A 21,004-nucleotide genomic window follows, 5' to 3' on the forward strand; every position below is an offset into this window, starting at 1 on the left:
TTGTCACGGCGCTCGAAGGAACGGCCACCACGGTCGTCCCGACGGTCGCTGCCGCCGGAGCGGAAGCCGCCCGACGGACGGTCGTCACGACGGTCACGGTTGAACGACGGACGGTCGTTGTCACGGCGCTCGAAGGAACGGCCACCACGGTCGTCCCGACGGTCGCTGCCACCGGAGCGGAAGCCGCCCGACGGACGGTCGTCACGACGGTCGCGGTTGAACGACGGACGGTCGTTGTCACGGCGGAAGCCACCCGACGAACGGTCGTCACGACGCTGGAAACCACGGTCGCCACCGCGGTCGTTGCCACCGCGGTAGCCGCCGCGGTCACCGCCACGGCTGTCCCGGCGGTCGAAGTTGCCGCGGTCGTCACGGCGGTCGTCACGGGCGGAGGGCTGCTCCGGTACGGAGACGGCGGCCTCGATCGCGGCCTCCGCCTCGGCGGCGGCCTCGGCCACCGCCGTCTCCGGATCGTCGCCCCGCTCGCGCGCGGCCCGGGCGACGAGGCGGTCGGCCTCCTCGCGCAGCTCACCGGCGCGGCGCTGGACGCGCTCCAGCTGCTTGGTCAGGTCGGCGACCTCGCGCTCGGCCTGCTTCGCGGCGTTGCTCGCGGAGTCGGCCTGGACCTCGGTCAGCGAACGGGCACCGGTGATCTCGGCGACCTCCGGCTCGAAGACGCCCGCGCCCTGCACGATGTGACGGGAGGCGTCGACGCCCGCGTCCTCCATCAGGCGGAAGATCTGGCGGCGCTGGTGCGGCAGCGCCAGCGAGACGACGACACCGGACTTGCCGGCCCGGGCGGTACGGCCCGAGCGGTGCAGGTAGTCCTTGTGGTCACCGGCCGGGTCCACGTTCAGGACCAGGTCGATGCCGTCGACGTGGATACCGCGGGCGGCGACGTCGGTCGCGACGAGCGCGTTGACGTAACCCTTCTTGAAGTCCTCAAGAACGCGGGTACGGGCGCCCTGCGTCATGCCGCCGTGCAGCGCGTCCGCCTTCACACCCGACTCGATGAGCTGCTCGGCGATGCGGTCCGCTCCCAGCTGGGTACGGACGAAGATGATCGTGCGGCCCTTGCGGGCGGCGATGGCGGAGGTGACGGGCGCCTTGTCCTTCGGCTTCACGACGAGGACGTGGTGCGACATGGTCGTGACGTTGCCCTGGGCGCTGTCGACCTCGTGGCTCACCGGGTTGTTCAGGTAGCGCTTGACCAGCGTGCCGATCTCGTTCTCCATCGTGGCGGAGAAGAGCATGCGCTGACCGCCGACCGGAACCTGGTCGAGCAGCTCGGTGACCTCGGGCAGGAAGCCCAGGTCGGACATCTGGTCGGCCTCGTCGAGGACGGCGACCTGGATGTTCTCCAGGGAGCAGGCGCCCCGGTTGATGATGTCGCGCAGCCGGCCCGGCGTGGCGACGAGGATGTCGACACCGCGCTCCAGCGCGTAGATCTGGTTGCCCATCGACGTACCGCCGCAGACGACCTTCATCTTCAGGCCGAGCACATCGCCGTACGGCTGCAGCGCGTCCGCGACCTGCATCGCGAGCTCACGGGTCGGGGTGAGGATGACCGCGCGGGGCTTCTTCTTCTCGGTGTGGCCGCCGGCCAGCGTGGCCAGGGTCGGCAGGCCGAAGGAGAGGGTCTTGCCGGAGCCGGTACGGCCGCGGCCCAGGATGTCCTTGCCGGCCAGGGCGTCCGGGATGGTCGCGGCCTGGATCGGGAAGGGCGCGGTCACACCGTTCTGCGCGAGCTTGCGGACGATGCCCTCGGGCAGGCCCAGGTCCCCGAAGGTGACGGTCGGCTCGGCGTCGGCGTCGTCAGCCGCGTCGACGGCGGAGTCGGTACCGGCCTGCTCGGCCCGGGGTGCGTCGGCCTCGACCGAGGCAACGGCCTCGGCGACGACGGCCTCTGCGGCCTCGATGAGCTCGTCGTTCTTGACGTTGTCGACGTTGTCGACGTTCTCGGGCATGACGGTGTGGTCAGAACTGGAAATTGACATGCGAAATGCGAAACCTTCCGGAGTCTCGGCACGCGCCCGTAACTCCGTGATTCGCAATTTCGACCGCCTCAATGCGGTCCAGCCACGGCAAGGGAGAGTACGCGCCACACGGCGCGCTTCTGTTTCGGCGCCGGGCAATGGGATCAAACGATCTACCACCATACGCACTCCCCCCCACATCGCGCAAACCGCCCTCCTCCGGCACCCCACTACACCGGCTCCACCTGCGGCGATACGTCCGGCGTCCGCAGCGGCGACGGCTCCGCCGGCGCACTCATCGCGTCGTTACGGAGCTGAGCCGCCGACGAAGCGGAAGGCTGCGGCGACGGTTCCGAGGGCTCCGGGTCCGGGTCCGGCTCCGGGGAAGCGGACGGCTCGGGGGTGGCGGGCCGGGACGGCGGCGGGGATTCGGGCCGCTGCGGCACGCCGTGCCCCGGCTGCGAGGCCGAGGGCGCGGGCAGCCCACCACCCGGCGCCGCCCCCGAACCCCCCGGCTCACCGGGCTCCGCGCCGGGGCGTACGCCGCCGGGCTCGCCCGACGGCTCGGCGGAGCCGTCCGGCTCCGGGGACTCGGCCGCCTCCCGCTCGGAGTGTGCCTCGGCACGGCCACCACCGGTGCGGGCGCTGCCCGTGCCCGCCACGGTGCCGCCGTCCGGCTCGGCCCCGCCACCCTTCGACTCGGACGACGGCGACGGCGACGGTTTCCCTCCGCCGTCGCCGACGCTCATGCAGCCTGTGGACACGGCGACCGTCACTGCGATGACGGACGCCCACCTGACGGGGGCGGAGAACTGGCGCACGGGAGGCACCTCCGGGGGACGAAGAGGGGGCGGGCGGTACGGGAAGAAGTGGGGACGCTGTGCCCAACTCCCTTAGCCCCGCCGGGGACACGCCCCGCCCCCGGGCCCGCACACCTCCCGCACACCTCCCGCACGGCGCCCTCGGCCCCCGCGCGCTCAGCCGTAGCCGAGCGCGTGCAGCCTCTCGTCATCGATGCCGAAGTGGTGGGCGATCTCGTGAACGACCGTGATCTCGGTCTCGGCCACGACGTCCTCGCGCGACTCGCACATCCGCAGCGTCGGCCCGCGGTAGATGGTGATCCGGTCCGGCAGCACCCCCGCGTACCACTCGCCGCGATCGGTCAGCGGCGTGCCCTCGTACAGCCCGAGCAGCTGCGGATCACCCGGGTCCGGTTCGTCCTCGACGAACACCGCGACGTTGTCCATCAGCCGCGTCAGCTCCGGCGGGATCCGGTCCAGCGCCTCGGCGACCAGTTCTTCGAACTCTTCGCGCGTCATCTCCAGCACCCCGCCATTGTCCCGTACGCCCGATCGGCGAGCCGCGGACCGCACCGCACACCGTGTGCCGCCCCGGCCCGACACGGGCGGCGGCCCAGGTCAGCCGCCGTCCGCAGGAGCAGAACCCGAGCGGCGCGCCCCTTCGCCTATTCGGTTTGGCTGACGTCGAAACGCCGTAGTACAGTCTCCGACGTGCCCAAGGGCGCCGGTCAGGGCCTGACCGTTCTGAGACCCCAGAGGTTGAAGGAAAAGTGGAACCTCTTGAGGGGAAGCGGAGTCATACGCTTCTGACGTCCTCCCTCCGGGGCGACAGACACAGAAGCAGCAACACAAGCAGTTCTGCCCTCATCGTCTAGTGGCCCAGGACGCCGCCCTTTCAAGGCGGTAGCACGGGTTCGAATCCCGTTGGGGGCACGCACAATCTTGTGCGACACTTAGTCGCACAACAGCTTGGTCCTGTGGAGCAGTTTGGAGTGCTCGCCACCCTGTCAAGGTGGAGGCCGCGGGTTCAAATCCCGTCAGGACCGCTGCAGCCCTTATGAGCTGCGTGGCTGGGTAGCTCAGTTGGTACGAGCGATCGCCTGAAAAGCGATAGGTCGCCGGTTCGATCCCGGCCCCAGCCACCACCCGAAGGCCCCGTCCGGTGGACGGGGCCTTCTCCGTGTCAGGCCTCTTCCCGGTCCGCCGAGTTCACGCCCCGGCCGCGCCACGCCCGTACCGCCAGCACCAGCAGCACCACCGCGACCACGGCCACCAGCGCCATGGCGTCCGGCACGTGCTCGCCGATGCGCTGGGCCCACTGTTCGACGGCGAACGAGTCGTCCACGTTCAGCAGCCCGGGCAGCGCGGTCGTCCCGTCGTACGCGAGGAACAACGCGCCGAGCCCGACGAAGAAGAGCCCCGACAGCAGCGTCGTGGTGTGCAGCTCGAAACGGCCGAGCCGGAAGGTGCGGCCGCGCAGCCAGGCCCGGCGGCCCAGGTCGAAGCGTTCCCAGAGCAGGGCGAGCAGAAAGAGCGGGACGGCCATGCCCAGGGCATAGACGGCGAGCAGCAGTCCGCCGTAGACCGGGCTGCCGCTGACCGCCGCCACGGTGAGGACACTGCCGAGGATCGGTCCCGCGCAGAAACCGGCCAGTCCGTATACGGCCCCCAGCGCGTAGACGGACACGGCGGTGGTCGGGCGGATCCGGCCGCTGAGCGCGGCGATCCGGCGCGAGGCGAAGCCCAGACCCACGATCTGCGCGATGCCGAGCACGATGATCAGCCACCCGGCGCCGAGGACGAGCGCGTCTCGGTGGCTGTAGAAGAGCCGTCCGGCGTACGAGCCCGCGGCGCCGAGCGGGACCAGCGTGGTGGCCAGGCCGGCGTAGAAGATGCCGGTGCGCGCCAGGAGCCGTGAGGTGGAGTCGATGGAGTACGCGAAGAAGGCGGGCAGCAGCAGGGCGCTGCACGGGCTGACCAGAGCGAGCAGTCCGCCGAGGAAGGCCGCGAAGTAGCCGATGTCAGCCGTCATTTCGCGCCGTCCTCGGTGCCGCGGGTCTGGCCACCGCTCTTGGCGTTTTCGGTGTCGCGGGCTTTCTCGGCGGCCGCCTCGATGGCCCGGGTGAAGGTCTCCATCGGCTGGGCTCCGGCGATCGGGCGGCCGTTGATCAGGAACGACGGGGTGGAGGTCGCCCCGATCCCGTATCCCTGCTCCTGGTCCTTGCCCACCGCGGCGGAGGCGGCGGAGCTGTCCGCGTCGCGCGCGAACCGGTCGAGGTCCGGCACGCCCGCCTGCTGGGCCAGCGCCTTCAGCCGGTCCTTGCCGAATCCCTTCTCCTTGACCCCCTCGGCGTACGCGGCACGGTGGAACTGCCAGAAGCGGCCCTGCTGTCCGGCGGCCCAGGCGGCCCGGGCTGCGGCCTCGGACTCGGCGCCGAAGATCGGGAAGTTGCGCCACTCGATGCGCAGGGTGCCGTTGCGGACGTACTTCTTCACCAGGGCGGGTTCGGTGTCGCGGGCGAACTTGCCGCAGTAGCCGCACTTGAAGTCGGCGTACTCGATGAGGACGACGGGTGCGTCCACCCGACCCTGCGCGAGCTTGTCACCGGCGTCACGCCGGGCGAGCCCGGCCAGCTCCGGATAGACGCCGGCGTCCGGGTCGGTGGTGGCATCGGCGACCGACGAGGAGGAGGGGGAGGACGAACCGGAGTGGTCGGGGGCGGTGGCCCAGTAGGACACGAGGCCGAGCAGCGAAGCGGCGAGGACGACTCCGGCGCCGTAGATCAGCGGCTTCTTGGACGACGCCGTACGTGACGCCGCCGTACGGGAGGACGAGGATGCGGGCGTGGGCTTGGGCATGCGGGACTCCGTGCTGGCGATACGGGAGGGATGAGGAACGGCCGGGCGGGAGGGGCCGTCTACACCCTCAGTACGGAGAGCTCGACCGGCGTTGGCGCGGCGGACACGGGGCCGCGCGGCCCTATCCGTACCGGTGGGTGGGCCGGTCCCTGTCCGGTGGCGGCGGGCAGACCCCACGCTGCGAGGCCGGGCGCCTGGTCGTGCGCCGCACGGGCCCGGCCCGGCAGAGCCGGCTCGCCGTCCTCGTGCTTCCGGCTCTTGCCGCAGCCCGGAGTCCCGTGCCTGTCCGTGGCCGATGCGACGGCCGCCCCGGGACCGTCCGAAACGTCGCCCTTGACGGGGCCGTCCGAAGCCACCGGCCTTCCGCCGCCGCCCTCGACACCCACGACGGCCGTGGCCGGTCCGCAGAACAGCCCCAGTACGACCGCGAGCACCGCCACCAGGCAGCACCACTGCGTACGGGACACGGACACGGCGACCGGCCTTTCCGGACAGAGGCAACGGTTGATCAGCTGCCCGAAATGGTACGTGCTGTGATCCCGCGCCTCCGCGCAGTGCCGGTCCGGTGACCAGGAACGCACAAAATGCGTTCGCCGTTCATCGGGCCCGGGTGCGATCCTGGGACCCGTATGTCTACTTCCTTCGCTGATCTCCAGTCACAGCTCGGGCAGCTCTCGCTCCGCGATGCGCACCGGCTCGGCCGCCGTCTCGAAGGGGCGCGCCGCATCCGTAAGCCCGAGGCCCGCCAGTCCGTGCTGGACGAGATCGCCACCGAGGCCGCAAAGGCAGCCGGGCGGATCGCGCTGCGCGCCGAGCGGGTGCCCGTCGTGTCCTACCCGGAACAGCTCCCGGTCAGTCAGAAGAAGGACGAGATCCTGGAGGCGATACGCGACCACCAGGTCGTGATCGTCGCCGGGGAGACCGGCTCGGGCAAGACCACGCAGATCCCGAAGATCTGTATGGAGCTGGGGCGTGGGGTCCGGGGCATGATCGGGCACACCCAGCCGCGCCGGATCGCGGCCCGCACGGTCGCCGAGCGCATCGCCGACGAGCTGAAGACCCCGCTGGGCGAGGCGGTCGGCTGGAAGGTCCGCTTCACCGACCAGGTGAACCCCGACGCGACGTTCGTCAAACTGATGACGGACGGCATCCTGCTCGCCGAGATCCAGACGGACCGCGAGCTTCGCGCGTACGACACGATCATCATCGACGAGGCCCACGAGCGGTCGCTGAACATCGACTTCCTGCTCGGCTATCTGGCCAGGCTGCTGCCCGAGCGCCCCGATCTGAAGGTCGTCATCACGTCGGCGACGATCGACCCCGAGCGGTTCGCGCGCCACTTCGGCGAGGCGCCGATCGTCGAGGTCAGCGGACGTACGTACCCCGTGGAGGTCCGTTATCGCCCCCTGCTCGAAGAGGAGGGCGACGACTCCGACCGCGACCAGATCACCGCGATCTGCGACGCCGTCGACGAGCTGCAGTCGGCGGGTCCGGGCGATGTCCTGGTCTTCCTCTCCGGCGAGCGCGAGATCCGCGACACCGCGGACGCGCTGAACAAGAAGAACCTCCGCCACACCGAGGTGCTCCCCCTCTACGCCCGGCTCTCGCACGCCGAGCAGCACCGGGTCTTCCAACGCCACACCGGGCGCCGGATCGTGCTGGCGACCAACGTCGCCGAGACATCGCTGACCGTTCCCGGCATCAAGTACGTGATCGACCCGGGCAATGCCCGGATCTCCCGCTACAGCCACCGCACCAAGGTCCAGCGGCTGCCGATCGAGCGGATCTCGCAGGCCAGCGCCAACCAGCGCAAGGGCCGCTGCGGCCGTACGTCGGACGGCATCTGCATCCGGCTGTACTCCGAGGACGACTTCCTGACCCGTCCGGAGTTCACCGATCCCGAGATCCTTCGTACGAACCTCGCCTCCGTCATCCTCCAGATGACCGCGGCCGGCCTCGGCGAAATCGAGAAGTTCCCCTTCATCGATCCACCGGACCACCGCAACATCCGCGACGGCATCCAGCTCCTCCAGGAGCTCGGCGCGCTGGATCCGGAGGAGAAGGATCCGAAGAAGCGGCTCACCCAGCTCGGCCGGAAGCTCTCGCAGCTGCCCGTAGACCCGCGTCTGGCCCGCATGGTCATCGAGGCCGAGCGCAACGGCTGTGCCCGTGAGGTCATGGTGATCGCGGCGGCGCTCTCCATCCAGGACCCGCGCGAGCGGCCCTCGGAGAAGCAGACGCAGGCCGATCAGCAGCACGCCCGCTTCAAGGACGAGACCTCCGACTTCCTGGCGTTCCTGAATCTGTGGCGGTACATCCGCGAGCAGCAGAAGGAGCGCGGCTCGTCCAGCTTCCGCCGGATGTGCAAACAGGAGTATCTGAACTTCCTGCGCATCCGCGAATGGCAGGACATCTACGCACAGCTGCGTACCGTCGCCAAGCAGATGGGCATCCACCTCAACGAGGAGGACGCGCCGGAGCAGTCGGTGCACACCTCGCTGCTGGCCGGGCTGCTCTCGCACATCGGGCTGAAGGACACCGAGAAGAACGAGTACCTCGGTGCCCGCAGCGCCAAGTTCGCGATCTTCCCCGGATCGGCGCTCTTCAAGAAGCAGCCGCGGTTCGTGATGTCGGCCGAGCTGGTCGAGACGTCCCGGCTGTGGGCGCGGGTCAACGCCAGGGTCGAGCCGGAGTGGATCGAGCCGCTGGCCCAGCATCTGCTGAAGCGCACCTACAGCGAGCCGCACTGGGAGAAGGACCAGGCGGCGGTGATGGCGTACGAGCGGGTGACGCTGTACGGGGTGCCGATCGTCGCCCAGCGCAAGATCAATTTCGGCCGTATCGACGCCGAGACGTCCCGCGATCTGTTCATCCGCAACGCTCTCGTCGAGGGCGACTGGCGGACGCACCACCAGTTCTTCCACGACAACCGCAAACTCCTCGGCGAGGTCGAGGAACTGGAGCACCGCGCCCGGCGCCGCGACATCCTCGTGGACGACGAGACGCTCTTCGACTTCTACGACCAGCGCATCCCCGAGCACGTGGTCTCCGGGGCGCACTTCGATTCCTGGTGGAAGCACAAGCGCCACGACGAGCCGGACGCGCTGGACTTCGAGCGCTCGATGCTCATCAACGAGAAGGCCGGGGCCGTCACCAAGGACGACTACCCGGACTCCTGGCGGCAGGGGAAGCTCAAGTTCCGTGTCACGTACCAGTTCGAGCCCGGCGCGGACGCCGACGGTGTGACCGTCCACGTCCCGCTCCAGGTGCTCAACCAGGTCACCGCCGAGGGCTTCGACTGGCAGATCCCGGGCCTGCGCGAGGACGTGGTCACCGAGCTGATCCGCTCGCTGCCCAAGCCGATCCGCCGGCACTACGTCCCCGCGCCGAACTACGCGGACAAATTCCTCGACCGGGCCGTTCCACTGCAGGAGCCGCTGCCGGTCACGCTCGCCCGTGAGCTCCAGCGCATGGTCGGCGTCCCGGTCTCGGCCGACGACTTCGACCTGGCCCGCGTCCCGGACCACCTGAAGATCACGTTCCGGATCGTCGACGAGCGGCGCCGCAAGGTGGCCGAGGACAAGGACCTGGAAGCGCTGAAGCTCCAGCTGCGCCCCAAGGCCCGTCAGGCGCTCTCCAAGGCCGCCGCGGCCACCGCCGGGCCCAAGGGCGAGTCCATCGAGCGTTCGGGCCTCACGGACTGGACGATCGGCACGCTGAACCGCGTCTTCGAGACCCGCCGGGCCGGTCAGCCGGTCAAGGCGTACCCGGCGCTGGTGGACCAGGGCGGGACCGTCGCCGTACGGCTCTTCGACACCGAGGCCGAGCAGCAGCAGGCGATGTGGCTGGGCACCCGGAAGCTGATCATGCTGAACGTTCCGGTGAACCCGGCGAAGTTCGCCTCCGACAAGCTGACGAACCAGCAGAAGCTGGCCCTTTCCCGCAATCCGCACGGCTCCATCCAGGCGCTGTTCGAGGACTGCGCGACGGCGGCCGCCGACCGGCTGATCGGCGCGCACGGCGGGCCGGCCTGGGACGAGGAGTCGTTCCGGAAGCTGTACGACAAGGTGCGCGCCGACCTGGTCGCCCTGACCGAGCACACGGTCAAGCAGGTCCAGCAGGTGCTGGCCGCCTGGCAGTCCTGCGAGCGGCGCCTGAAGGCCACCAACAGCCTGGTCCTGGTCAATAACGTCACCGATGTACGGGACCAGCTCACGGCCCTCGTGCCACCGGGCTTCGTCACCGCGACCGGGCTGCGCAGGCTGCCCGACCTGATGCGCTATCTGGTCGCCGCGGACCGCCGGCTCCAGCAGATGCCGACGGCCGTCCAGCGCGACACCACGCGCATGGAGAAGGTCCACGAAATGCAGGACGAGTACGCCTGGCTGCTCGAACAGCTGCCGCAGGGCAGGCCCGTGCCGCAGGAGGTCCTGGACATCCGCTGGATGATCGAGGAGCTCCGGGTCAGCTATTTCGCGCATGCCCTGGGGACGGCCTACCCCGTCTCCGACAAGCGGATCGTGAAGGCGATCGACGCGGCGGCGCCGTGAGCGCACACCGTCCGGGTCCGTAACGGAGTCACCACCTTCGGTGAGGTCGACCGGACCCTCTGACCTGCTGTACAGTCTGTCTTCGCAGCCAGCCGCAAGGCAGCAGCGAAAACCTGGTCCTGTGGAGCAGTTTGGAGTGCTCGCCACCCTGTCAAGGTGGAGGCCGCGGGTTCAAATCCCGTCAGGACCGCAGTAACGAAAGCCCGGATCCTTCTGGATCCGGGCTTTCGCGCGCCTTGACTCCGGCAACTGCCGGCGAGTACTTCAGACAGCGGGGCTGCCCCTGTTCCTCCGCGCTCCTCTGCGCGGGGCGGCGGCCCACCGGGAGGTGGGGCGCATGCCGGCGTCCACAGGGCACGAGATCCGCGCGCTCCTGCGCGCCCGTCCGGCCGCCGCTCCCGGCCTCCGTCACCTCGCTCGCCGGCGTCCGGTCCACCAACGGCTCCTGCGGCTCGCCATGGGGCCCGTGGCGGCCTCCCGGGCCCGCCCCCCGTCCAAGCCGCCGGTCCGGCGTGTACGGCGCCAGGAGGGGGCCTCAGGGATCCGGGACGAAAGCCCCTCGACGGGGCGACCAAGGGTGAGGCAACCCGCTTCCCGAGGGTGGCAGCCTCGCGCCTCGGCACGACTCGTAACAGTGTGACGGGAGTCACCAAATGAGTTTTGAGAAGGGAGGACTTTACGCCCTTCCTACAACTGGCGAATTTAATATGTGCAATTGCACCCCTAGTGCGGAAGCGCCGTGGGACCTTCCGGACCGTCACGACCCGTCTTCCCCGGGGCGGCCGGGAACACTCCCGCACAGACCCGCGCAAGCTCGCACGGCACCCCGGCCGGCTCCCCGCCGGAGCCAACCGGACGCCCGGTTTCCAACGACGCGGGAGCCACCCGGAACCGCCCCGGAGGGCACGGCCGGCGAGGCCCTCGGGACCGTCGGCGGGCCCGGAGGCGACCACGAGGATCCCGGGACCGCGAGCGCACAAAAAAGATCGCGCTGGACCCGGCGGAGTCCAGCGCGATCGAATGACGTACCCATGGCACAGGTATGGCGCCCGTTGGGGCGGGCGCCCGTCATTTGGAGCTATGGGTGGGCATGTGCGGGTTGGGGGACCCGAACGCCCAGTTGTGACGCGGCGACAGGGGTGTGTCAGGCCTCGCTGCGCTGCTGCGGAATACCCGCAAGCAGTGCGCGGACCTCTGCCTCGCGGTACCGGCGATGTCCACCGAGCGTGCGGATGGACGTGAGCTTGCCTGCCTTGGCCCAGCGGGTAACCGTCTTCGGGTCCACGCGGAACATCGTGGCAACCTCAGCCGGGGTCAGCAGCGGCTCGGCATCAGGGGTGCGAGCGGTCATGAGCGGCCTCCTCGGGAGAACCGAACCATCTCGGTTCTTTCCTCTAAATTCTGCACCTTGACCCACGTTGCCCGAAATGGCAGACGCGGGCCGAGTCGGTTATAGGACGAACGGCTTGTCCTCGGCACTACAACTACACCATCCGTCCAGCCACGTCGGCCAAACCGATGGAATTGCCCTCCCAGGTGTTCATCAGCGACGGAAGCCGATGGACCATGCCATAGCGGACAGTCACACCACTGTGACGATCAGTCACAGAGCGATCAGGAGTCACCAGACCCCCCATTGCGTGCAATGCTGAGCGATCCGCCCCCAGTTGGACGGATGGAGCCCTCCCCGGACTCCTTGTCCTATTTTGGCACGAGGAGTAGGGAAGGGCGCAAGAGCCCCGTTAGTGCTATCCGTCACGCTTGAGACAAAGGCCCGGTTCAGGACGTAGGTCCTACGACCACCGAGGTAGGCTCCCACCCCTTCAGCCTCACGTGTCACACGGGGCACAGGTTCAGGCGCGGACGAAGCCCTGTCAGTTCGCGAATTGACGGTCTTTCACCGCACGCCAGCGCTCCGCCAGCCGTCCGTACGCCTCGCTCGCCCCCTCGGCGTCGCCGGCCCGCAGCGCCGCGATGCCCTCGGCCACATCGGCGGCCGACCGGTCCCCGGCGAGCTGCTCCGCCGGCAGCGCGTGCACCAGACCGCCGTAGTCCAGTTCGACCAGTGCGCGCGGATGGAACTCCTCCAGCCAGCGCCCCACGTCCACGAGCCCCTCGGTCAGCGGGCCGTCGTCCACGGTCTCGCGCAGCGTCTTCAGCGTCCTGGCCAGCCGGCGCCGGGCCTGGACCATCGGCGTCCGGTAACGCAGCACGGGCGGCTCACCGTCCTCGCCCGCCGCCGTGTACTCCCGTTCCTCGTCGGAGAAGAGCACGAACCAGCGCACCGGGACCTGCCACACGGAGGAGAGGATCCAGGGCCTGGCGTCCGGATTACGCTCCGCCCACCGCTCGTGGTCCGCGACCGCCTGCCCGCGCACCACCGGCGGCAGCACCGCGTCCAGCACCGGCCCCGGGAACATCTCCATCAGCTCGTCCAGCGCCAGCCAGCCGCGCAGCCGGGTCCGCCACGGACAGACGCACACCACACCGTCGACCTCGGCGACGAACGCGTCCCCGCTCTCGTGCACCGGCACTCCGACCGGCGGCGTGGCCACCAAGTCGGCCAGCGAGCGGCGCAGTTCGTCCTGGGCCGTGGGGATGTGCGAGCGTCCGGCATAGCGGGCCCAGTGGGCGCGTTCGGACTCCGGGAAGGCGGCCAGCGGCTCGTACACCCGGAGGTAGGACGCGTAAGGGACGAGCACCGAAGACACCACCGACATGCAGCAAATCGTGTCATGCCCGTACTCCGCCGGGGGGTGATCCTCGGCACTGGAACAGATCTACGTCCGCGTAGGACTTACGCTCGTGCCCAGTCGGACCGGCCGTGCCGGCCGGTCCGCGACCCTCCCCACCTTCAGGAGGGTCCTCCGCCGCTTCGTACTTGGGAGTCACCACAGTGACCGATGTGACCGACGGCGTCCTGCACACCCTGTTCCACTCGGATCAGGGGGGCCACGAGCAAGTCGTGCTCTGCCAGGACCGTGCCAGCGGACTCAAGGCCGTCATCGCCATCCACTCCACCGCTCTGGGCCCGGCCCTCGGCGGTACCCGCTTCTACCCGTACACCTCCGAGGAGGAGGCCGTCGCGGACGCGCTGAACCTGTCGCGCGGTATGTCGTACAAGAACGCCATGGCCGGTCTCGACCACGGCGGCGGCAAGGCCGTGATCATCGGCGACTCGGCGCAGATCGAGGGCGCCCGGCGGACGGAACTACTGCTGGCCTACGGCCGGTGCGTGGCCTCGCTCGGCGGCCGCTATGTCACGGCCTGCGACGTCGGCACCTATGTCGCCGACATGGACGTCGTCGCCCGCGAGTGCCGCTGGACCACCGGCCGCTCCCCCGAGAACGGCGGCGCCGGCGACTCCTCGGTCCTCACCGCGTTCGGTGTCTTCCAGGGCATGCGGGCCTCCGCGCAGCACCTCTGGGGCGACCCGACGCTGCGTGGCCGAAAAGTGGGGGTCGCCGGAGTCGGCAAGGTCGGTCACCACCTGGTCGAGCATCTGCTCTCGGACGGTGCCGAGGTCGTGATCACCGATGTGCGGGACGAGTCCGTGCGCCGCGTCACCGGACTGCACCCCGAGGTCACCGTCGCCGCGGACACCGACGCGCTGATCCGTACCGAGGGCCTCGACATCTACGCCCCGTGCGCGCTCGGCGGCGCCCTGAACGACGACTCCGTGCCGGTACTCACCGCCAAGGTGGTGTGCGGCGCGGCCAACAACCAGCTCGCGCACCCCGGCGTCGAGAAGGACCTCGCCGACCGGTCGATCCTGTACGCACCCGACTACGTGGTGAACGCGGGCGGTGTCATCCAGGTCGCCGACGAGCTGCAGGGCTTCGACTTCGACCGGTGCAAGGCCAAGGCGTCGAAGATCTTCGACACCACGCTGGCCATATTCGCACGTGCGAAGGAAGACGGCATTCCGCCGGCTGCCGCAGCCGACCGGATCGCCGAGCAGCGCATGGCCGAGGCGCGCCGCACCGCGTTGTAACCGACGGTCGCGGGGCCTCACCGGGCGTCCTCACCGGGCGTCCTCGCCGGTCGGTGGCCCGGCCGCCCGCCGACCGGCGAGACAAGACTCACGTCGGTCGGCGGGTCGCATGCCGAGAAGAGGTTAAAATCGCAGTTGACCAGCGAGGACGGGGCTTCTCGCCGGTCCTCTTCCGGGGTGCGTGATGCGGGCGGCGTACCGTATGGCCGCGGAAGCAGGTACCGTTAAAGCCCTACGGGCACGGTCTCTCTACCGAGAGTCCGTCCTGAAACATGAACGCGTGTCAAGACTCTGGGGCCGTCGAGCCCCGTCACCGAGGGGGTCGAGCCATGGGGCGCGGCCGGGCAAAGGCCAAGCAGACCAAGGTCGCCCGCCAGCTGAAGTACAGCAGCGGCGGGACTGACCTGTCGCGTCTGGCCAATGAGCTGGGCGCATCGCCTTCGAGTCAGCCACCGAACGCAGAGCCGTTCGAGGACGACGACGAGGAAGATGACCCGTACGCACAGTACGCGGATCTTTACAACGACGACGAGGACGAGGACGAGGACGAGAAGTCCGGTCCGTCGTCCAAGCGCCGCGGCGCTTGACCTCGCGCTGACACATCAACCCGGTCCGGGCCTGTCCCGGACCGGGTTCTGTGCTACCCCGATCCGATTCTTCCGTACTGGTGCGATCCGGCAGGTCCGTCCCGCTCCGGCCACGGGCCGGAGCGGGGTCCCGTCGCATGCCGAGCGAAAGGACCCGGGCCGTTCGGCGATTGAGGACATCAGGACATCGCTCGGGTACATCGCTCGGGTACAGAGAGTACGGACGGCCACCGGGCGTCCCCGGTGGCCCCGTGCCTATCGCGCGTACCCGCCCACCAGCTCCGCGCCCGAGGTGTGCGCACCGCGCTCCGTGATCTCGCCCGCGACCCAGGAGTCGACCCCGCGGTCGGCCAGCGTCGTCAAGGCCACGTCCACGGACTCGGCCGGAACGATCGCGATCATGCCGACACCCATGTTGAGCGTCTTCTCCAGCTCCAGCTGCTCGACCTGACCGGCCTTGCCCACCAGGTCGAAGACCGCGCCGGGCGTCCAGGTGGAACGGTCGACCCGGGCGTGCAGCCCGTCCGGGATGACCCGGGCCAGATTGTTGGCCAGGCCGCCGCCGGTGACATGGCTGAAGCCGTGCACCTCGGTCGTACGGGTCAGGGCCAGGCAGTCCAGCGAGTAGATCTTGGTGGGCTCCAGGAGCTCCTCGCCGAGCGTCCGGCCGAACTCCGCGACCTCGCGGTCCAACGCCCAGCCGGCCCGGTCGAAGACCACGTGTCGGACGAGCGAGTACCCGTTGGAGTGAAGACCGGACGACGCCATGGCGATCACCGCGTCACCCGTACGGATACGTTCCGGGCCGAGCAGGTGGTCGGCCTCGACCACGCCCGTACCGGCGCCCGCGACATCGAAGTCGTCCGGGCCGAGGAGGCCCGGGTGCTCGGCGGTCTCGCCGCCGACCAGGGCGCAGCCCGCGAGGACACAGCCTTCGGCGATGCCCTTCACGATGGCCGCGACACGCTCGGGGTGCACCTTGCCGACGCAGATGTAGTCGGTCATGAAGAGCGGCTCGGCCCCGCAGACGACCAGGTCGTCGACGACCATGCCGACGAGGTCGTGGCCGATCGTGTCGTACACGCCCATCTGCCTGGCGAGGTCGACCTTCGTGCCGACGCCGTCGGTGGCGGAGGCGAGCAGCGGACGCTCGTAACGCTTGAGTGCCGACGCGTCGAAGAGTCCGGCGAAACCGCCCAGGCCACCGAGGACCTCGGGGCGGCGCGTCTTCTTCACCCACTCCTTCATCAGCTCGACAGCACGGTCGCCGGCCTCGATGTCGACGCCCGCTGCCGCGTAGGAAGCACCTGTTGTCTCAGACATTGCCTGGGATCTTTCGTGTGGAAATACGGGGCTGGTGGCCAGGGGTGTACGGCTGGACCGTCACGGACGACGCAGTGCGTCGGTCGCCGCGGTTGCCGCGGGGCCTGCCGCCAGCTCGGTCTCCAGCAGCTGCTTGCCGAGCAGCTCCGGGTCCGGCAGCTCCATCGGATACTCACCGTCGAAGCAGGCGCGGCAGAGGTTTGGCTTGGCGATCGTCGTCGCCTCGATCATCGCGTCGAGCGAGATGTACGCGAGCGAGTCGGCACCCATCGACGTGCAGATCTCGTCGACCGTCATGCCGTTGGCGATCAGCTCGGCGCGGGTCGCGAAGTCGATGCCGAAGAAGCAGGGCCACTTCACCGGCGGCGACGAGATCCGGATGTGGATCTCGGCGGCCCCGGCCTCGCGGAGCATCCGGACCAGTGCGCGCTGGGTGTTGCCGCGGACGATCGAGTCGTCGACGACCACCAGGCGCTTGCCCTTGATGACTTCCTTGAGCGGGTTCAGCTTGAGGCGGATGCCCAGCTGGCGGATGGTCTGGGACGGCTGGATGAAGGTCCGGCCGACGTAGGCGTTCTTCACCAGTCCGGAGCCGAACGGGATGCCGCTGGCCTCCGCGTAACCGATGGCGGCGGGGGTGCCGGATTCCGGTGTCGCTATGACCAGATCGGCCTCGACGGGGGCCTCGGCAGCCAGCTTGCGGCCCATCTCCACCCGGGAGAGGTAGACATTGCGCCCGGCGATGTCGGTGTCGGGGCGGGCCAGATAGACGTACTCGAAGACACACCCCTTGGGCTTCGCTTCCGCGAAGCGCGAGGTGCGCAGGCCGTTCTCGTCGATGGCGACGAGTTCACCCGGCTCGATCTCGCGGACGAAGCTCGCACCGCAGATGTCGAGGGCGGCGGACTCGGAGGCCACCACCCAGCCACGCTCCAACCGGCCCAGGACCAGCGGGCGGATGCCCTGCGGGTCACGGGCGGCGTACAGGGTGTGCTCGTCCATGAAGACCAGCGAGAAGGCGCCCTTCACATCGGGAAGCACCTTGGCGGCGGCTTCCTCGATGGTGAGCGGCTTGCCGTCGTCATCGGTCTGGCCGGCAAGCAGCGCGGTCACCAGATCGGTGTCGTTCGTCGCGGCGACCTGGGTGGCGCGGCCGTCCTGGCGGGGAAGGTCGGCGACCATCTCGGCGAGCTGGGCCGTATTGACCAGGTTGCCGTTGTGACCCAGGGCGATCGAGCCGTGCGCGGTCGCACGGAACGTCGGCTGCGCGTTCTCCCACACCGAGGCACCGGTGGTGGAGTAGCGGGCATGACCGACCGCGATATGGCCCTGGAGAGATCCCAGAGACGTTTCGTCGAAGACCTGCGAGACCAGTCCCATGTCCTTGAAGACCAGGATCTGGGACCCGTTGCTCACTGCGATGCCCGCGGACTCCTGTCCACGGTGCTGCAGGGCATACAGTCCGAAATAGGTGAGCTTGGCGACCTCTTCACCCGGAGCCCAGACACCGAAGACGCCGCAAGCGTCCTGGGGGCCTTTCTCTCCGGGGAGCAGGTCGTGGTTGAGTCGTCCATCACCACGGGGCACGCCACCGAGTGTAGGCGAGATCGACCACTGGTCCGAATTCGGGATACAGGGTCCGAGCACCGGGGAAGCGCTCCCAGAGATCGTTCGGGGGCCGTTCCGGACAGTCACTCGGAGTGATCACTTCCGGGGTGCGGCGAGGTACTGGACGGGGTGCGGCACGGCCACAGGGCGGTCGGCGCCCGGACCAGCGGCCGCATACCGATGAGTTCCGGCCACTCGGGGCGCGGCGGTCGCGGGGGCCCGGTGGTGGCGCTCGGTGAACCGATCGGCGCCCCGACGCGGAGTCCGGCCGAACGTCCGTTTCGTGGTGAGCCTCACACCGGGAAGCCCGGTATGCGGCTTCTCCGGGCGGCCCGCGATGCGGCGCCGGGGCTCGGAAGGCGATCCCCCATCGACCCGTCGGCGTGACCACCCGCCGGCCTTCCGGCCGGGCAGCGGATCCGCGGCGGTCGCCCGGGCACCCCATCCACAGCCGCGTCCGACGGCTGACGGGTCTGCCTGCCTTCGCCGCCGCGCGCGGCCGAGTGACTGCGGGGCGAGCAGCCGCAGGAGCGACCTGTCCCGGCGGGTGCGCGGGGAGCGGGCGCTGCGTCGGGGTGACCGGAGGTACTGCCGGGGCAGGGCGGGAGGGATCAGCTTTTCCGGCTCGCCCACGACTGTTCCGGCTCGCCCACGACTGTTCCGGCTCGCCCACGACCAGGGCGAACAGGGCGACCGGGCAGCCGCCGAGTCGGAGCTTCCGGTCGAGCTGCGGGCATCCTGGGGGGCGGACCGACGCCGGACTGCTGCCGTACCGCCCGGTTCCTGAGTCGCTTCCCGGGTGCGCACGTCGCCTCCCTGGGACGGTCCGGACGGTCGGTCCGGTTCCCCCTCAGCCCATGAGGGGCAGCAGGGCGGCGAGATCGGCCCGCTCTCCGCTGGCGTCGACCTTCGCGGCGTCGAGCGCCTGCGCCCACCCGGTACGCCCGGTGGCGAGCCGGATCCAGGTGAGCGGATCGGTCTCGACGACATTGGGCGGCGTACCGCGGGTGTGTTTGGGGCCCTGCACGCACTGGACGACGGCGAACGGCGGGACGCGCACCTCGACCGAGCCGCCCGGCGCCTTCTCCGCGAGGGTGTCGGCGAGAAGCCGGGTGCAGGCGGCGAGTGCCTGCCGGTCGTACGGGATGTCGAGGCCGGCCGCCTCGTTCAGATCGTCGGTGTGCACGACGAGTTCGACGGTACGGGTGACGAGGAAGTCGGACAGGCGCATCACCCCCACCCGCGTCGGCAGCAGCCGTTCGGCTCCGGCGCCGGGCACCAGTTCGTCGAACCGCCCGGCCACCTCTCCGTACAGCGCGTCCAGATCGGGGCGTTCCACGGCGAGCGCCTTGGTGTCGTCCGCGATGCGCGCCGCCCGGTTCGCGGTCGAGAACGGCCACTCCAGAAGCGTCAGATCCGGCTTCGGCGAGACGGGTTCCGGCAGCTCCAGGTTCCGGGTGACGGTCGAGAGCGCCATGGTCAGATGTACGGCCAGTTCGCGCACCGTCCAGTCTCCGAGCCGGGTCGGCAGCGCGAGCTGTCCGGGTGTCAGGGCGCTGACGGCTTCCCGCACATGGGCGAACTGCGCAAGGACCGCGCTGCGGGTCCTGACCGGGTCGTAGCGGCGGGCGCGTTTCTGGGACGGCGGCATGCCCGGGAGCCTACGGCCTGTCCGGGAGCCCGAGGCCCGTCCGGGATGCTGCGGCCTGTCCGTGGGGCCGGCCTGTCCGGGAGCCCGAAGCCAATCGGGGCTGCGGCCTGTCCGTGGGAGCGGCCTGTCCGGGGGCCCGAAGCCCGTCGAGGCCGGGGCCTGTCCGGGGGCGGCCTGTCCGGGAGCCGAAGCCCATCGGGGCCGGGGCCTGTCCGGGGGAGCGGCCTGTCCGGGGGGCGGCCTGTCCGGGGGCCCGAAGCCCGTCGGGGAGCCCGAGGCCCGTCCGGAAGCCAGAAAGCCCGTCGGGAATGCTGCGGCCCGTCCGGCGGATCAAGGGCCATCCGGCGGATCAGAGCCGGACAGGCGCCGGGCCCGGCCCGCCCGGCTGCCTCAGGATCGGGTCGCGAAGTCGCCCAGCCCGGTGGCGAGCAGGGCGAAGCCCCGCTCGGCGAGTGCGACGGCATCCGGCGCGATCGCGTCCGCCGGCTCCCCCGCCAGCAGCCGCAGCTGGTTCGCGTGGATGAGGGCGTTGCGGGTACCGATCAGCTGAGCGGCGGCGATCCGGGCGATGAACGGCTCCTCCCCCTCCTCGACCAGGGCTTCGGCGAGCAGGTCGAAGGAGCGCACGGAGAAAGCGTGGGCCCGGGTCAGCAGCGCCGGGGTCTCCTGGATGAGCCGGCGCACCCCGAGCACCACCGGCGCGTCGCTCATTCCGACCGAGGGGTCGCGGCTCTCGACGGCGGCCAGGAACTGAGCGCGCACGGCGGCCAGGGCGGACTCGCCGGAGGCCCTGTCCCGTACCACCCGCGCGACATCGCCGACGTGCTCCTCCATGGGAGCGAGGACCAAGTCCTCCTTGCTGGCGAAGTAGTTGAAGACAGTCATCTTCGAGACTTCGGCCGCCTCGGCGATCTCGGCGACCGAGACCTTGTCGAAGCCTCGCTCGGCGAAGAGCTCGGTGGCCGCGGCCAGCAGACGGCGTCGCGTCTGGAGCTTCTTGCGCTCGCGCAGACTCATCCCCTCAATCATGGCATCACTGTACCAGGATGAATGTTGAGCTCAGATTAATTCTTGACTCAATAAATTTCCTCGACTCATGGCGGTGCCCGACCACAGCAGCGCCACACCGCTCAAGAGGAGAAGACCCGTCACGCCCACAGCCATGACCGACCGTCAGCGCGTCATGGGCCTTGGGCTCTGCATCGCCACGATCCTGCCGGCCGTGCTCTGCACGAACATCGTTTCGTCGGCGACGGTGCCGTTCTCGACGCCGTGCACGGCGCGACAAGATCCGCCGGCTGATCGCCGCCTACCAGCTCGCGGCGACCTCGGCGCTGCCGCTGGACGGAAAGCTCCACGACGTACTCGGCACCAAGAAGGTCCTCATCGGGGCCGTCGGCACCTTCCTGCCCGGTTCGGCACTGTACGGACTGGTCCAGTCCATGGGCGAGTTGATCGCCGCCCGCGCACCGCAGGGCACCGGCGGCGGACTGATGAGCGTCACCATGGTCGCGCTGTACGAGCTCAAGGGCCCGGACGAGGACGGCGGCAAGGGCGGCAGTATCGGCGGGATCATCGCAGGAGCCGGGATGGCGCTCGGGCCATGGCTCGGCGGGCTGCTCGCGCATGCGGCTCCCCATGTGGACGGCCCCGCCC

Annotated in this window: 17 protein-coding genes and 4 tRNA genes; 9 read left to right on the forward strand and 12 right to left on the reverse strand. The window is 69.9% G+C overall.

Going from position 1 to position 21,004, the window contains the following annotated elements:
• The 3 genes from ACFU8Q_RS22845 to ACFU8Q_RS22855 form a co-directional block, all read right to left on the reverse strand.
• On the reverse strand, window positions 1-1,967 hold a 1,967-nt coding region (locus ACFU8Q_RS22845), incomplete at its 3' end, for a DEAD/DEAH box helicase (protein WP_384456869.1).
• A gap of 239 nt (window positions 1,968-2,206) precedes the next feature.
• Window positions 2,207-2,797 (reverse strand): hypothetical protein, encoded by a 591-nt coding sequence (locus ACFU8Q_RS22850; protein ID WP_384456871.1) that lies wholly within the window; start codon window positions 2,795-2,797, stop codon window positions 2,207-2,209.
• 156 nt (window positions 2,798-2,953) lie between these two features.
• Window positions 2,954-3,304, reverse strand: a complete 351-nt coding sequence (locus tag ACFU8Q_RS22855; protein WP_266747485.1) for a metallopeptidase family protein — start codon at window positions 3,302-3,304, stop codon at window positions 2,954-2,956.
• A 332-nt stretch (window positions 3,305-3,636) separates the two neighbouring features.
• On the opposite strand from ACFU8Q_RS22855, the gene ACFU8Q_RS22860 reads away from it, so the two are divergent.
• The 3 genes from ACFU8Q_RS22860 (at window position 3,637) to ACFU8Q_RS22870 (ending at window position 3,921) form a co-directional block, all read left to right on the forward strand.
• A tRNA-Glu gene (locus ACFU8Q_RS22860) sits at window positions 3,637-3,709 on the forward strand.
• A 38-nt stretch (window positions 3,710-3,747) separates the two neighbouring features.
• Window positions 3,748-3,822: transfer RNA gene (locus ACFU8Q_RS22865), tRNA-Asp, on the forward strand.
• A 22-nt stretch (window positions 3,823-3,844) separates the two neighbouring features.
• Window positions 3,845-3,921: transfer RNA gene (locus tag ACFU8Q_RS22870), tRNA-Phe, on the forward strand.
• Between the two features lie 38 nt (window positions 3,922-3,959).
• On the opposite strand, the gene ACFU8Q_RS22875 is transcribed toward ACFU8Q_RS22870, so the two are convergent.
• From ACFU8Q_RS22875 to ACFU8Q_RS22885, 3 genes are read right to left on the reverse strand one after another with little or no spacing between them, the layout of a single operon-like run.
• Complete coding sequence (locus ACFU8Q_RS22875; protein ID WP_384456873.1) at window positions 3,960-4,808, reverse strand: cytochrome c biogenesis CcdA family protein; 849 nt, start codon at window positions 4,806-4,808, stop codon at window positions 3,960-3,962.
• Window positions 4,805-5,635 carry a DsbA family protein gene (locus ACFU8Q_RS22880; protein WP_384456875.1) on the reverse strand — a complete coding sequence of 277 codons (831 nt, stop codon included), beginning with the start codon at window positions 5,633-5,635 and terminating at the stop codon, window positions 4,805-4,807. The genes ACFU8Q_RS22875 and ACFU8Q_RS22880 overlap by 4 nt, the downstream gene beginning before the upstream one ends.
• A 59-nt stretch (window positions 5,636-5,694) precedes the next feature.
• On the reverse strand, window positions 5,695-6,108 hold the full coding sequence (locus tag ACFU8Q_RS22885; RefSeq protein ID WP_384456876.1) for a hypothetical protein: 414 nt from the start codon (window positions 6,106-6,108) through the stop codon (window positions 5,695-5,697).
• Window positions 6,109-6,264: 156 nt separating this feature from the next.
• Here ACFU8Q_RS22885 and hrpA point away from each other — a divergent pair, with 156 nt between their 5' ends.
• The 3 genes from hrpA (at window position 6,265) to ACFU8Q_RS22900 (ending at window position 10,825) form a co-directional block, all read left to right on the forward strand.
• Entirely contained in the window at window positions 6,265-10,185 is a 3,921-nt protein-coding gene (hrpA, locus tag ACFU8Q_RS22890; RefSeq protein ID WP_384456878.1) for an ATP-dependent RNA helicase HrpA, read from the forward strand.
• 115 nt (window positions 10,186-10,300) lie between these two features.
• A tRNA-Asp gene (locus ACFU8Q_RS22895) sits at window positions 10,301-10,375 on the forward strand.
• Between the two features lie 147 nt (window positions 10,376-10,522).
• On the forward strand, window positions 10,523-10,825 hold the full coding sequence (locus ACFU8Q_RS22900) for a DUF6274 family protein (RefSeq protein ID WP_384456880.1): 303 nt from the start codon (window positions 10,523-10,525) through the stop codon (window positions 10,823-10,825).
• A 504-nt stretch (window positions 10,826-11,329) separates the two neighbouring features.
• Here the strand turns inward: ACFU8Q_RS22900 and bldC are convergent.
• Both bldC and ACFU8Q_RS22910 read right to left on the reverse strand, forming a co-directional pair.
• Window positions 11,330-11,536, reverse strand: coding sequence for a developmental transcriptional regulator BldC (gene bldC / locus ACFU8Q_RS22905; RefSeq protein WP_003949541.1), 207 nt, complete (start codon window positions 11,534-11,536; stop codon window positions 11,330-11,332).
• Window positions 11,537-12,059: 523 nt separating this feature from the next.
• Window positions 12,060-12,905 (reverse strand): hypothetical protein, encoded by an 846-nt coding sequence (locus ACFU8Q_RS22910; RefSeq protein WP_384456882.1) that lies wholly within the window; start codon window positions 12,903-12,905, stop codon window positions 12,060-12,062.
• Window positions 12,906-13,081: 176 nt separating this feature from the next.
• Here ACFU8Q_RS22910 and ACFU8Q_RS22915 point away from each other — a divergent pair, with 176 nt between their 5' ends.
• Window positions 13,082-14,179 (forward strand): Leu/Phe/Val dehydrogenase, encoded by a 1,098-nt coding sequence (locus ACFU8Q_RS22915; protein WP_384456884.1) that lies wholly within the window; start codon window positions 13,082-13,084, stop codon window positions 14,177-14,179.
• Between the two features lie 329 nt (window positions 14,180-14,508).
• Window positions 14,509-14,766 (forward strand): DUF3073 domain-containing protein, encoded by a 258-nt coding sequence (locus ACFU8Q_RS22920; protein WP_384456885.1) that lies wholly within the window; start codon window positions 14,509-14,511, stop codon window positions 14,764-14,766.
• Window positions 14,767-15,021: 255 nt separating this feature from the next.
• Here ACFU8Q_RS22920 and purM read toward each other — a convergent pair whose 3' ends face one another.
• The 4 genes from purM to ACFU8Q_RS22940 all read right to left on the reverse strand — a co-directional run bounded on the left by purM (window position 15,022) and on the right by ACFU8Q_RS22940 (window position 20,377).
• Window positions 15,022-16,089: a phosphoribosylformylglycinamidine cyclo-ligase gene (gene purM / locus ACFU8Q_RS22925; protein WP_384456887.1), complete on the reverse strand. Its 1,068-nt coding sequence runs from the start codon at window positions 16,087-16,089 to the stop codon at window positions 15,022-15,024.
• A gap of 60 nt (window positions 16,090-16,149) precedes the next feature.
• On the reverse strand, window positions 16,150-17,676 hold the full coding sequence (gene purF / locus ACFU8Q_RS22930) for an amidophosphoribosyltransferase (protein WP_384456889.1): 1,527 nt from the start codon (window positions 17,674-17,676) through the stop codon (window positions 16,150-16,152).
• Between the two features lie 871 nt (window positions 17,677-18,547).
• On the reverse strand, window positions 18,548-19,348 hold the full coding sequence (locus ACFU8Q_RS22935) for a sterol carrier family protein (RefSeq protein WP_384456891.1): 801 nt from the start codon (window positions 19,346-19,348) through the stop codon (window positions 18,548-18,550).
• 390 nt (window positions 19,349-19,738) lie between these two features.
• Complete coding sequence (locus ACFU8Q_RS22940; protein ID WP_384456893.1) at window positions 19,739-20,377, reverse strand: TetR/AcrR family transcriptional regulator; 639 nt, start codon at window positions 20,375-20,377, stop codon at window positions 19,739-19,741.
• Window positions 20,378-20,538: 161 nt separating this feature from the next.
• On the opposite strand from ACFU8Q_RS22940, the gene ACFU8Q_RS22945 reads away from it, so the two are divergent.
• The coding region (locus ACFU8Q_RS22945) for an MFS transporter (RefSeq protein WP_384456895.1) at window positions 20,539-21,004 on the forward strand (466 nt) is incomplete at its 3' end.

Origin of the sequence: Streptomyces sp. NPDC057543 (assembly GCF_042801895.1) — a bacterium.
Lineage (GTDB): Bacteria > Actinomycetota > Actinomycetes > Streptomycetales > Streptomycetaceae > Streptomyces.